This is a genomic window from Streptomyces sp. NPDC048560 (genome assembly GCF_040650955.1).
In the GTDB taxonomy this organism is placed as follows: domain Bacteria; phylum Actinomycetota; class Actinomycetes; order Streptomycetales; family Streptomycetaceae; genus Streptomyces.
In genome coordinates this window covers 279,087-291,366 of record NZ_JBEZIJ010000005.1, presented here as the reverse complement: position 1 = coordinate 291,366, position 12,280 = coordinate 279,087, and the positions used below count along the sequence as shown (strand labels likewise).

Here is a 12,280-nt window from a genome sequence, read left to right as displayed (position 1 = left end):
CCTGCTGACGCCCGGTCAGCTTTCACCCGTACGGCCCGGCGCGGCACCCTTGCCCCCTGGTGTCGCCGCAGGTCAGGGCGGTGCGGCTGCGCTGTTCGGTCGGCCGCGGCGCACCCCGTGCCGATCGAGTGACGAGCCGCCGGGCAAGTGTGACACAGGTCACACGCATGGCCGCGGCGGTCCAGGGCACACGAACGACAACCCCCCCACGGGACACGGCATCCCCCCGCCGTCGCCCCACGGCAGTCGCCCTCACGGACCCACCCCCCCCCGGGTCCGTGGGGGCGACGTCGTCTCTCCGCGCGCCCCGCCGGGTCAGGCCCCGCCCGTGGCGGTCCATTCGACGACCGGTGCGCGCAGCCGGCCGCACAACGGCTGTCCCTTCGCGTCGGTCAGCGCGAGCCGCGCGGTGAGATGCCCGGTCCGTACGGCCGCGTCGAGGACCGCCGGGTCGATGTCGCTGAACATCAGCTTGGCCCGGCGGAACATGGAGAACACTCCCGAGTCGTCCACCGTTCCCCAGGACAGGTAGACGAAGCGCCCGCCGAGCCGGTTCTGCACGTACGGCCCCGACACCTGCGTGCCTTCCTCCGAAGGTGTCGTGACGCAGTCCAGCGTCCAGTCCGCGGAGGGGGCGTCGCCGGGGCACAGCCCGAGCAGCTCACCTGGGCGGTCCTTGCGCTGCACCCCGACATGGATGTTCTCGTAGCCGGGAAAGTCGGAGTCCGGCCCGCAGGCGCGGCCCGGCAGCGCGGAGGCTTCGATGTGGATCTGCATGGAGCCGAGGATATGTTCGCCGTCCTGCGCCGGGCCCAGACCTCCGGTCCGTATATCCACGGGTACCGGCCCTCGCGCCGCCGGTACACGCTCGCCGGTTACGCGCGCCGGGCGCGGACGGCACCCCGTCAGACGCTGTCCCAGGGCGCGTCCTCGTACACCTTCCCGAGCCGTCCCATCAGCGCCTCGTCGACATCGAAGGGCCGGTCGTCGATCCGGTGGACCGCCGCGATGCCCTGGGAGTTGCTGACGAACGCCGACCGGTACGCCCCCAGATCCTCCAGCGTCACCGGCCGCCGCACCGAGCCGGCGGGGCCGAGCCCCCGCTGGAGGAGCGCCATCGTGGTGCCGGTCAGAGCGGGGGCGTCCGGCCAGACCACCGAGGTGCCGTCCCAGAAGCCGATGTTGGTGAACGCCCCCTCCGTCACCACACCGCCGGGTGCGGTCAGCAGGGCCCCGTCGAAACCGGCGCGTTCCGCCAGCCGCCCGTAGTAGGTCTGGCCGAACTCGCCGGGGCGCTTGATGTGCGGCACCGCGCGGGCGTACGGGACCGACATCAGGCTCTGCGGGGCCCCGGCCGTCCGCACGGGCGGCCGTACCGTCACCATCACCGTCGTCGCACCCTCGCCCGGCGGCAGGAGTCCGTGCACCCGCACCGAGCCGTCCACCACTCCGGCGCCCTCCAGGGCGTGCCCGACCAGCCCGCGCACCGACCCACCGTCCAGCGGCAGGCCGAACAGTTCCCTGTTCGCTCCGTCCAGCCGGGCGAGGTGCAGATCCAGGCCGCGCACCCCGCCGTCCCTGACCTGCATGGCGGTGAAGTGGCCGTACGGGAAGAAGGCGGCGACGCGCAGGTCGTCCTCGGTGGCCGGGTGCCCGTTGACCTCTACGTACGGCGCCTGTGCGGGAGTTGTCATGCCGTCCACCGTATGACGGGAAATCGCGAGAACGGGCCGCTTGACCTCAAGTGCGGTTGAGGCACGAGCCTCTGGGCATGGACCTCGACGCGAACGTATCCGCATCCGTATCCCACGCCACTACGACTCCCGCTCCGCTGAAGGTGGCGGTCATCCTCGGCAGTAACCGTGAAGGGCGCTTCGGCCCCGTCGTCGCCGACTGGTTCCTCTCCCGGGCGGCCGGCCACCCCGGTATCGAGACCGAACTGCTCGACGTCGCCGGACTGGACCTCCCGTTCGCCCTCTCCTACAGCCCCGACCCCGCGGCGAAGGCCCGACTCGCCCGCGTCTCGACGCGGTTGGCGGCGGCCGACGCCTTCGTCGTCCTCACCCCCGAGTACAACCACTCCTTCCCCGCCCCGCTCAAGAACCTCATCGACTGGCACCACGCCGAATGGCAGGCCAAACCCGTCGCCTTCGTCTCGTACGGAGGGATCTCCGGTGGTCTCCGGGCCGTCGAGCAGCTCCGGCAGGTCTTCGCCGAACTGCACGCCGTCACGATGCGCGACACCGTCTCCTTCCACAACGCGGGCACGCACTTCGACGACGAGGGCCGCCACAAGGACCCCACGGTGCCCGACGCGGCGGCCAAGTCGATGCTCGACCAGCTGGTCTGGTGGGGGCACGCACTGCGGGACGCCAAGAAGCGCCGCCCGTACGGCGCCTGACCGGGACCCGGCCGACAATCGATGAGTCCACCGCCGTACGTACTCCCGAGGAGCCGATCATGACCGAGCCGGCATGGCTGACCGTACTGACCACCACGGACAGCGAGGAGAAGGCCCGGTCCCTCGCCCGGAGCACGGTGGAGGCCCGGCTGGCCGCCTGCGCCCAGATCTCCGCACCCGTCACCTCCGTCTACCGGTGGGAGAACGCCATCGAGTCCACCGAGGAGTGGCAGGTGCTGTTCAAGACGACAGCCGAGCGGTACGAGGAGCTGGAGGAGCACATCGAGGCGGTGCACGACTACGAGACCCCGGAGATCATCGCGGTCCCCGTCGTGCGCGGCAGCGCCGGCTACCTCGCCTGGGTGACGGCACAGACGGCACCCGTGGTGGCCCTGTGACCGCCGCTCCGGCCGCGGAACTGCCGTTCTTCGTCTACGGCACGCTGCTGCCGGGGCAGCGCAACCACGACCTGTTCCTCCTGGGCCGCACGGCCCGGGAGGAACCCGCCCTCCTGCCGGGGGCGCTCCTCTACGAGGGACCCGGCTACCCGTACGCCGTCGAGGGCCACGGCACGGTCCACGGCGTCCTCGTCGTCCCGTCGCCCGGTGCTTACGGGGAACTGCTGGGAATGCTCGACCGGCTGGAGCGGTACGCCGGCCCGGGCCACCCGCGCAACCTGTACGAGCGGGTGGCCCGGGACGTCCGGACGGAAGCGGCCACGACCAGCGCCTGGGTCTACTTCGCGGCCGCCGCCGTCACCCGCTCGCTGCGCACGGGCGGCACCCGGATCCCCGGCGGGAACTGGCTCACCCCGCGGGCTCCACCCGCACCGCGCACACCTTGAACTCCGGCATCCGCGAGATCGGGTCCAGGGCCGGGTTCGTCAGCGTGTTGGCCCGGCCCTCGCCCGCCCAGTGGAACGGCATGAACACGGTGTCCTGCCGGATCGCCACCGTGATCCGGGCCGGCGCCACGGCCCGCCCCCGCCGTGAGGTGACCGCGACCGCGTCGCCCTCCCCCACCCCGATCCGCTCCGCGAGCCGCGGGTGCAGCTCCACGAACGGGCCGGGCGCCGCCGCGTTCAGTTCCGGCACCCGGCGGGTCTGCGCCCCCGACTGGTACTGGGAGACGACCCGCCCGGTCGTCAGCACCACCGGGTACTCCGCGTCCGTCTCCTCCGCCGACAGCCGGTGCGTCACCGCGACGAACCTGGCCCGGCCGTCGTCCGTGGCGAACCCGTCGAGGAAAAGCCGCGGCGTACCGGCGTGCTCCACGTCCGGGCAGGGCCAGAACACCCCGTCCTCCGCCACGATCCGCTCGTAGGTGATGCCCGCGTAGTCCGCTGGGCCGCCCGCCGAGGCCCTGCGCAGCTCGTCGAAGACCTCCTCCGGGTCGGTCGGGAAGCCCTTGCCGTGCCCGAGGAGCCCGGCCAGCCCGTTCAGCACCTCAAGATCGCTGCGTACGCCCTCCGGCGCGGTCACCGCCTGGCGCCGCAGCAGGACCCGGCCCTCCAGATTGGTCGTCGTCCCGCTCTCCTCGGCCCACTGCGTCACCGGCAGCACCACATCGGCGATCGCCGCCGTCTCCGACAGCACCACGTCCGCGACGGCCAGGAAGTCCAGCGACCGCAGCCGCTCCTCGACGTGGCCGGCGCGCGGCGCGGAGACGACCGGGTTGGAGCCCATCACCAGGAGCGACTTCACCTCCGACCCCAGCGCGTCCAGGAGCTCGTACGCACTGCGGCCGGGCCCCGGCAGCGAGTCCGGGTCCACACCCCACACGCCGGCCACGTGACGGCGGGCCGCGGGGTCCGTGAGCTTGCGGTAACCGGGCAGCTGGTCGGCCTTCTGGCCGTGCTCGCGACCACCCTGCCCATTGCCCTGGCCGGTCAGACAGCCGTAACCGGACAGGGGACGACCGGCCCGGCCGGTGGCCAGACAGAGGTTGATCCAGGCGCCGACCGTGTCGGTGCCCTTCGCCTGCTGCTCGGGGCCCCTGGCGGTCAGCACCATGCCGGTCTCCGCGCCGCAGAACATCTCCACCGCCTCGCGCAGCTGCGGCACGGGCACCCCGGTGATGCGCTCCACCAGCTCCGGCCAGTGCGACATCACCCCGGTCCTGGCCTCGTCCCAGCCGTTCGTGCGGGAGGCGACGAACTCCTCGTCCACCCGGCCGTCGGCCACCACCAGGTGCAGCATCCCGAGCGCGAGCGCCAGATCGGTGCCGGGCCTGGGCGCCAGGTGGAGGTCCGCCTGCTCGGCCGTCCTGGTGCGGCGCGGATCGATGACGATCAGCTTGCCGCCGTTCTCCCGCAGCTCGGTCAGGTAGCGCAGCGCGGGAGGCATCGTCTCGGCGAGGTTGGAGCCGACGAGGATCACGCACCCGGTGCGGGGGATGTCCTCCAGGGGGAACGGCAGCCCGCGGTCGAGGCCGAAGGCCCTCTGGTGCGCGGCGGCGGCCGACGACATGCAGAAGCGGCCGTTGTAGTCGATCTGGGAGGTGCCGAGCACGACCCGGGCGAACTTCCCGAGCGTGTACGCCTTCTCGTTGGTCAGCCCGCCCCCGCCGAACACCCCGACGGCGTCGGGCCCGTGCGCCGCCCGGGTCCCGCGCAGCCCGTCTGCGATCCGCTCCAGGGCCTCGTCCCAGCCGGCCGGCTCCAGCTCGCCGCTCACGGTGTTCCGAACGAGCGGGCCGGTGAGCCGCACCGCCGACGAGAGCACGGCGGGCGCGGTCCGGCCCTTGCCGCACAGCGCTCCCCGGTTGACGGGAAAATCGGTACGCTCCACGACCTCGACCACCGCGCCATCGGTGACCGGTCGCAGATTCATCCCGCACTGCAGGGCGCAGTACGGGCAGTGGGTGGAAGTCTCGGTGCGGGCCATACGCCCAGCGTGCGAGCTGGGTATTACGAGCACCACAGCTTCCGGTTACGCACCGGGTACACCCACCTCAGCCCGCCCGGGACCCGGCGGTGAGGTCGGCCGGGCAGGCGTCACCCCCGTACGGCTCACCTTGCCGCCAGCGCCTCCGTGACACCCGGCTCGCGCGGGCCGAGGAACTGCGGATCCGGCCGGAACACGACGTCCAGCCCCGCCTTCGCCGAGGCGAACAGCTCCCGTGTACCGCCGTAGTACCAGGTCGTGTCGTGTACGGCGTCGACCCCCACCCCGTACGCGTCGATCCCCGCACTGCGGCACAGCGCGATCGCGCGCCGGATGTGGAAGCCCTGGCTCACCAGGACCGCCCGGTCGACCCCGAAGATCCTCTTGGCGCGTACGCAGGAGTCCCAGGTGTCGAACCCCGCGTAGTCGCTGACGATCCGCCCGTCCGGCACCCCGCGCCCGGTGAGGTACGTCCGCATCGCGTCCGGCTCGTCGTACTCCACCCGGCTGTTGTCGCCCGTGACCAGCACGACCCTGACCTTGCCCGTCCGATACAGCTCGGCGGCCGCGTCGAGCCGGTGTGCGAGATACGCCGACGGCCTGCCCCGCCACAGTCCGGCGCCGAAGACCACCGCGACCTGCTGTGCGGGTGCGTCGGCCGTCGTGCGTACCCGGGCGTCGGCCGTGGCGTGCATCCAGGTCGCGGGGGCGAGACCCAGCACGCAGGCCACCATGAGCCCCTGGACGACCAGCCGCTGCGCGCGGCGGCTCCGCGGCAGCGACGGCCTCGGCCGGCCCTGCCACCGGAGCCTGTCCGGCCACCGGAGCCGCCGCCGCGCCGCCGGCCGTCGCGCCCATCCGGGCATACCCGGCCGTCTCAGTCGTCCCTCGGGCACCCGGGCCCCCCTGTCGGTTCGTCGTCACCACGTTCTGCCGTCCCCTATGACCGGACGAACGACAGGCCGAAACAGTTCACTCCCGCGCTCACCTCTCCGCGACATCTGCCGTGAGCCCACGGCAAACACCCGTCACCCTCACGCAACGGCACGGCAACGTCCGACCGGCACCATCGGTCCATGACGGCGCCGGCATCGGAACATCCCCGTGAGTCCCTGCCCCTCGACAGCACCGCGCAGCTCCTGACCCGCATCACCGATCAACTCGGTACCCAGCTCAGCCTCGTCTCCCTGAACGGAACCCGCAGGCCCATGCACCGCACCCGGCAGTACGCCCGACCCGCCTCCGTGGCCGGCGGCACACCCGCCCCCACGCTGGTCGCCGTCGCGCACGGCAGCCGGGACCCCCGGGCCCTGCGCACCGTCCTGGAACTCCTCGAACGGGTCAGGGAGCTCCGCCCCGGCCTCGACGTCCGTCTCGGCCACATCGAGCTGAACCAGCCCCTGCTGCCCGCGACCCTGGCCGCCGTGGGCGAGGGCGACGCCGTCCTCGTACCCCTGCTGCTCAGCCGCGGTCACCACGTCAAGCACGACCTGCCCGCCGCGGCGGCCGCCGCACCCGGCCTGCGGAGCCGGATCGCCGCACCGCTCGGCCCGCACCCCCTGCTCGTCGAGGCGCTCCACGGGCGGCTCCTCGAAACCGGCTGGGACCCGGGCGACGGGACGGGCCGCAGCGCCGGGGTCGTCCTCGCCGCCGCCGGTTCGCGCGACCCCGACGCGGCCACCGACACCCGCCGTACCGCCAGGATGCTCAGCGACCGGCTCGGCGGCATACCCGTCGTGCCCGCCTACGCCTCCGCCGCCGCACCCACCGTCCCGGCCGCCGTGCGCGCCCTCGCAGCCCGGGGCCGCCACCAGGTCGCCATCGCCTCGTACTTCACCGCACCCGGCCGCTTCGCCACCGCGGCAGCCGACGCCGCACCGGGGGCAGCGGCCGCACCACTCGGTGCGCATCCGGCGATGGCGCGGCTGCTGCTGCACCGGTACGACCACGCACTCGGCTACGGATCCCCGGTGAACGAACGGCTTCTGGCGTCCGCCTGACCCCGGTTCGTCCCTGGTTTGTCAGCACCGCCGATTACTGTCGGAACCATGGACGGTACGCACGGCAGCCACGACACGCACCCGGCCGCATACGGGCCCCGGGACACCGAGCGCTGGGACACCGAGCCCGACAAACGGCCCGGCCGCACCGCGTTCCAGCGCGACCGCGCCCGTGTGCTGCACTCGGCGGCCCTGCGCAGGCTCGCGGGGAAGACCCAGGTGGTCACCCCCGGCACCCGGAGCCGCGCCTGGGACGCCAGCCCCCGGACCCGGCTCACGCACTCCCTGGAGTGCGCCCAGGTCGGCCGCGAGCTGGGGGCCGCGCTCGGCTGCGACCCCGACCTGGTCGAGACGGCGTGCCTCTCCCACGACATGGGCCACCCCCCGTTCGGACACAACGGGGAGCAGGCACTCAACGACTTCGCGTCGGACTGCGGCGGATTCGAGGGCAACGCCCAGTCGCTGCGCCTGCTGACCCGCCTCGAACCCAAGCGCTTCGTGCGCGATCCCAGCCGCGGGGAGCTCGTCAGCGTCGGGCTCAATCTGACCCGCGCCGCCCTGGACGCCGCCACGAAGTACCCCTGGCCGCGCGGTGGCCACCCCACCGACCCGGGCTCCACGAAGTTCGGGGTGTACGAGGACGACCTCCCGGTCTTCCGGTGGGTCCGCCAGGACGCCCCCCGCGACCGGATCTGCTTCGAGGCCCAGGTCATGGACTGGGCCGACGACGTCGCCTACTCCGTGCACGACTTCGAGGACGGACTGCACGCCGGGCACATCGACCCGAACTGTCTCTTCGCCGAGCCGGAGCGGTGCGAGATCTGGGCCGTCGCCATCGGCAGGTACGTACCGGCGGACACCGACCCGCAGGAGCTCGCCGACGCGCTCGACCGGCTCGTCGACCAGGAGTGGTGGCCGCACGGCTACGACGGATCGGCCGTCGCCCAGGCCCGGCTGAAGGACGCGACGAGCCAGCTCATCGGCCGCTTCTGCCAGGCGGCGGAAGCCGCCACGTTCGCGCACCACGGCCCCGGGCGCCTCAGCCGGTACGGCGCGGAGCTCGTCGTACCCCGCGAGGCCCGCAACGAATGCGCCGTTCTCAAGGCCGTCGCCGACCGGTACGTCATGCAGCGCGCCGAGCAGGAGGTCATCCGCGCCGAACAGCGCGTCGTCATCGCGGAGCTTGCCGCCGCCCTCACCGCCCGCGCGCCGGAAGGGCTGGAGCCCCAGTTCCGCGCGCAGTACGAGAGCGCGCCGGACGACAGGGCCCGCAAGAGGGTCCTGGTCGACCAGATCGCCGCACTCACCGACGCCTCGGCCCTGTCCCTGCACACGACGCTGACCCTGCGCCACTCCTGACCCCGCGGCACTCCCGCGGTCCGAGGGGCGCGGCGACGGCGTCCGGCCGCGCCGCAAGTGGTGTGCTGGGGGCACATGACCGCCGTCGGGGACCCCTCTCCGCGCGGCGCCGACCAGGATCGGCACACTGAACCGTGACCACTGGGTGTGACCTGATCGGGGCACACCCCCTTTCGTCATCACGCTGCGTGCGGGACGCTCGCAGGTGGCGGCGGAGCACAGCACCAGCACCGAGGAGGCACAAGTGGTCGACGCACATCGCACGTTCGTCATCGTCGGCGGAGGACTGGCAGGAGCGAAGGCGGCGGAAACACTCCGTGCCGAGGGGTTCAGCGGGCGGGTGATCCTGATCGGCGACGAGCGTGACCATCCCTACGAACGGCCCCCGCTCTCCAAGGGCTATCTGGCCGGCAAGGAGGAACGGGACAGCGTCTTCGTCCACGAGACGGCCTGGTACGCGGGGGCGGACGTCGAACTCCACCTCGGCCAGCCCGTCACGGCCGTCGACCGCGCCGCCCGTTCCGTGCAGCTCGGTGACAACACCGTCATCCACTACGACAAGCTGCTCCTCGCCACCGGGGCCGAACCCCGCAGGCTCGACGTCCCCGGCACGGACCTCGTCGGCGTCCACCACCTGCGCCGGCTCGCCCACGCCGACCGGCTGCGCAACGTCCTGGCCTCCCTCGGCCGGGACAACGGCCACCTGGTCATCGCCGGAGCCGGCTGGATCGGCCTGGAGGTCGCCTCCGCGGCCCGTGGATACGGCGCCGAGGTCACGATCGTCGAACCCGAGCAGACCCCGCTGTACCAGGTCATCGGCCCGGAGCTGGGACAGATCTTCACCGATCTGCACAGCGAGCACGGTGTGCGCTTCCACTTCGGGGTCCGCCTCACCGAGATCACCGGCCAGGACGGCCTCGTCCTCGCGGCCCGCACCGACGACGGCGAGGAGCACCCCGCACACGACGTCCTCGCCGCGATCGGCGCCGCACCGCGCTCCGCGCTCGCCGAGGCGGCCGGACTCGCCATGGCCGACCGGGCGCACGGCGGCGGCATCGCCGTCGACGCCTCGCTGCGGACCTCCGACCCGCACATCTTCGCCGCTGGCGACGTGGCCGCCGTCCAGCACCCGCTGCTCGGCACCCGGCTGCGGGTGGAGCACTGGGCGAACGCGCTGAACAGCGGCCCGGCCGCCGCCCGCGCCATGCTGGGCCAGGAGGTCTCCTACGACCGGGTGCCGTACTTCTTCTCCGACCAGTACGACCTCGGCCTCGAGTACTCGGGCTGGGCCCCGCCCGGCAGCTACGACCAGGTCGTCATCCGCGGCGACGCGGGCAAGCGCGAGTTCATCGCCTTCTGGCTGAAGGACGGCAAGGTCCTGGCCGGGATGAACGTCAACGTCTGGGACGTCACCGAGCACATCCAGCAGCTGATCCGGGCCGGCGGCCAGATCGACGCCGACGCGCTCGCCGACCCGTCGGTGCCCCTGGAGTCGCTGCTCTGACCGTGCGGGGCGGCCGGGAGGAGCGGTCCGTCCTCCCGGCCGCCCCGCCCGTTCCACGGATCACACCGTCGTGCGGTCCGGGTGTCCTGGCCCACCCGTAGACTTCACGCGTGGCAGGCAGGATCAATGACGACGACGTGAAGGCGGTCCGGGACGCGGTCCCGATCGACGCCGTCGTTTCCGAGTACCTCCAGCTGCGCAACGCGGGCGGCGGAAACCTCAAGGGACTCTGCCCCTTCCACGACGAGAAGTCCCCCTCCTTCCAGGTGAGCCCCAGCAAGGGGCTCTTCCACTGCTTCGGCTGCCAGGAGGGCGGCGACACGATCGCCTTCGTGATGAAGCTCGACCACCTCACCTTCTCCGAGACGGTCGAGCGCCTCGCCGCGAAGGCGGGCATCACCCTGCGTTACGAGGAGGGCGGCTACAACCCCTCCCACCAGCGCGGCGAACGCATCAGGCTGGTCGAGGCGCACAAGGCGGCCGCCCAGTTCTACGTCGAGCAGCTGGAGAGCCCGGAGGCCGAGATCGGCCGGAAGTTCCTCGCGGGACGCGGCTTCGACCAGGCGGCCGCCGCCCACTTCGGTGTCGGCTACAGCCCCGCCGGCTGGGACCACCTCACCCGCCATCTGCGGGGCAAGGGCTTCAGCGACAAGGAACTGATCACCTCCGGCCTCTCCCAGGACGGCCGCCGCGGCCCCATCGACCGCTTCCGCGGCCGGCTGATGTGGCCGATCAGCGACACCTCCGGAGAGATCGTCGGCTTCGGCGCCCGCAAGCTGCGCGACGACGACAACGGACCGAAGTACCTGAACACCCCGGAAACGTCGATCTACAAGAAGTCCCAGGTGCTGTACGGGATCGACCTGGCGAAGAAGGACATCGCCAAGGCCAGCCGCGCCGTCGTCGTCGAGGGCTACACCGACGTCATGGCCTGCCACCTCGCCGGAGTCACCACCGCCATCGCCACCTGCGGCACGGCCTTCGGCAACGACCACATCAAGCTCCTGCGCCGCCTCCTTATGGACAACGGCAGCGCCCGGGTGATCTTCACCTTCGACGGCGACTCGGCAGGCCAGAAGGCGGCCCTGCGTGCCTTCGAGGACGACCAGAAGTTCGCCGCCGAGACCTACATCGCGATCGCCCCGGACAACATGGACCCGTGCGACCTGCGGCTGGCCAAGGGCGACGAGGCCGTCCGCGAGCTCGTCGAACCCCGCACCCCGCTCTTCGAGTTCGCGCTGCGCCAGATCGTCGGCCGGTACGACCTGGAGACCCCGGCGGGCCGCGCCGCCGCGCTCGACGAGGCCGCACCCGTCGTCGCCAAGATCAAGACGAGCAGTGTGCAGCGCGAGGTCGCCGTCCAGCTCGCGGGCTTCGTCGGCATCCTGGACCAGGAGTTCGTCGTGCGCCGGGTGGCGCAGATCGCCCGCTGGGCCCGGGACCGGGGCGACCGCGGCCCCGCGCAGGGCCCGCCCAGGGGCGCCCCCCAGCACCCCGGCCAGGCCTCCGCGGCCCCGGCCGGCATCTCGGGCCCCGCGCTCAACCTGCGCAGCCCCGCCCACCGCACCGAACGCGAACTGCTCAAGCTCGCCCTCCAGAAGCCCGCCCTGGTCTCACCCGCCTTCGACGCGTACGGCATCGACGAGTTCACCGCCCCGCCGTACGCTGCGGTGCGTCAGTGCATCGCGGAGGCGGGCGGCGCCGAGCAGGGCCTGGCCGAGACCCGCGAGTACCTGGTCAACGTGCTGGACGTGGCCCCGGACGACACCGTGCGCAACCTCGTCACCGAACTGGCCGTCGAGGTCTTCCACGGCAAGTCCATCGACGAGACGTACGCGGGTATGCAGCTCGTCCAGGTCCGCCTGCGCGCCGTCGACCGACGTATCAACGACGTGCAGGGCAGCCTCGCCCGCCTCGGGAGCAACGTGGCCCCCGAACACCTCGCGGCCGCGCAGAACGAGGTCTGGGTCCTCCAGCAGTACGCGCAGTCGCTGCGCAGCAACGGCGCCGACGCGCTCTGACGCGCCCGCCCGCCGGCCCGGGCGCACCGCCGTCACCCCGGGCCCGGTAACCGTCCGGTGACGCACCGGACTCAGAAAGTCACCGCACGCCCCTCGTGGCGGTGATGTGT

General features: G+C 72.5%; 11 protein-coding genes. 7 read left to right on the top strand and 4 right to left on the bottom strand.

The genetic code is table 11. The features are described from left to right. Positions 1–315 precede the first annotated feature (315 nt). Both AB0C82_RS16345 and AB0C82_RS16340 read right to left on the bottom strand, forming a co-directional pair. Positions 316–777: a DUF5990 family protein gene (locus tag AB0C82_RS16345; protein ID WP_362841654.1), complete on the bottom strand. Its 462-nt coding sequence runs from the start codon at positions 775–777 to the stop codon at positions 316–318. A 128-nt stretch (positions 778–905) separates the two neighbouring features. Further along, the gene (locus AB0C82_RS16340; protein ID WP_362841651.1) at positions 906–1,694 is read right to left on the bottom strand and encodes an aminotransferase class IV family protein; all 789 of its coding nucleotides are present in this window, start codon (positions 1,692–1,694) and stop codon (positions 906–908) included. 77 nt (positions 1,695–1,771) lie between these two features. Between AB0C82_RS16340 and AB0C82_RS16335 the strand changes: the two genes are divergently transcribed. The 3 genes from AB0C82_RS16335 to AB0C82_RS16325 are packed head-to-tail and all read left to right on the top strand — an operon-like array spanning position 1,772 to position 3,245. Next, entirely contained in the window at positions 1,772–2,401 is a 630-nt protein-coding gene (locus AB0C82_RS16335) for an NAD(P)H-dependent oxidoreductase (protein ID WP_362841648.1), read from the top strand. A gap of 56 nt (positions 2,402–2,457) precedes the next feature. Beyond that, positions 2,458–2,799, top strand: a complete 342-nt coding sequence (gene cutA, locus AB0C82_RS16330) for a divalent-cation tolerance protein CutA (RefSeq protein ID WP_362842094.1) — start codon at positions 2,458–2,460, stop codon at positions 2,797–2,799. After that, entirely contained in the window at positions 2,796–3,245 is a 450-nt protein-coding gene (locus AB0C82_RS16325) for a gamma-glutamylcyclotransferase family protein (protein ID WP_362841645.1), read from the top strand. The genes cutA and AB0C82_RS16325 overlap by 4 nt, the downstream gene beginning before the upstream one ends. Here AB0C82_RS16325 and AB0C82_RS16320 read toward each other — a convergent pair. Continuing rightward, complete coding sequence (locus AB0C82_RS16320) at positions 3,208–5,286, bottom strand: molybdopterin oxidoreductase family protein (RefSeq protein ID WP_362841642.1); 2,079 nt, start codon at positions 5,284–5,286, stop codon at positions 3,208–3,210. The two genes, AB0C82_RS16325 and AB0C82_RS16320, sit on opposite strands and share 38 nt — an antisense overlap. Before the next feature lie 125 nt (positions 5,287–5,411). Beyond that, positions 5,412–6,020: an ElyC/SanA/YdcF family protein gene (locus AB0C82_RS16315; RefSeq protein WP_362841640.1), complete on the bottom strand. Its 609-nt coding sequence runs from the start codon at positions 6,018–6,020 to the stop codon at positions 5,412–5,414. Positions 6,021–6,362: 342 nt separating this feature from the next. On the opposite strand from AB0C82_RS16315, the gene AB0C82_RS16310 reads away from it, so the two are divergent. From AB0C82_RS16310 to dnaG, 4 genes are all read left to right on the top strand, one after another. Further along, positions 6,363–7,286: a sirohydrochlorin chelatase gene (locus AB0C82_RS16310; protein WP_362841637.1), complete on the top strand. Its 924-nt coding sequence runs from the start codon at positions 6,363–6,365 to the stop codon at positions 7,284–7,286. Positions 7,287–7,334: 48 nt separating this feature from the next. Continuing rightward, on the top strand, positions 7,335–8,645 hold the full coding sequence (locus AB0C82_RS16305; RefSeq protein ID WP_362841634.1) for a deoxyguanosinetriphosphate triphosphohydrolase: 1,311 nt from the start codon (positions 7,335–7,337) through the stop codon (positions 8,643–8,645). Between the two features lie 244 nt (positions 8,646–8,889). Then, positions 8,890–10,149 (top strand): FAD-dependent oxidoreductase, encoded by a 1,260-nt coding sequence (locus AB0C82_RS16300; protein ID WP_362841631.1) that lies wholly within the window; start codon positions 8,890–8,892, stop codon positions 10,147–10,149. A 110-nt stretch (positions 10,150–10,259) separates the two neighbouring features. Next, on the top strand, positions 10,260–12,170 hold the full coding sequence (dnaG, locus tag AB0C82_RS16295; RefSeq protein WP_362841628.1) for a DNA primase: 1,911 nt from the start codon (positions 10,260–10,262) through the stop codon (positions 12,168–12,170). The last annotated feature ends 110 nt before the right edge of the window (positions 12,171–12,280 follow it).

Coding starts and splice junctions, on each gene's coding strand:
- AB0C82_RS16345 (WP_362841654.1), bottom strand. CDS start 777: ATGCAGATCCACATCGAAGCCTCCGCGCTGCCGGGCCGCGCCTGCGGG.
- AB0C82_RS16340 (WP_362841651.1), bottom strand. CDS start 1,694: ATGACAACTCCCGCACAGGCGCCGTACGTAGAGGTCAACGGGCACCCG.
- AB0C82_RS16335 (WP_362841648.1), top strand. CDS start 1,772: ATGGACCTCGACGCGAACGTATCCGCATCCGTATCCCACGCCACTACG.
- AB0C82_RS16320 (WP_362841642.1), bottom strand. CDS start 5,286: ATGGCCCGCACCGAGACTTCCACCCACTGCCCGTACTGCGCCCTGCAG.
- AB0C82_RS16315 (WP_362841640.1), bottom strand. CDS start 6,020: ATGGTGGCCTGCGTGCTGGGTCTCGCCCCCGCGACCTGGATGCACGCC.
- AB0C82_RS16310 (WP_362841637.1), top strand. CDS start 6,363: ATGACGGCGCCGGCATCGGAACATCCCCGTGAGTCCCTGCCCCTCGAC.
- AB0C82_RS16305 (WP_362841634.1), top strand. CDS start 7,335: ATGGACGGTACGCACGGCAGCCACGACACGCACCCGGCCGCATACGGG.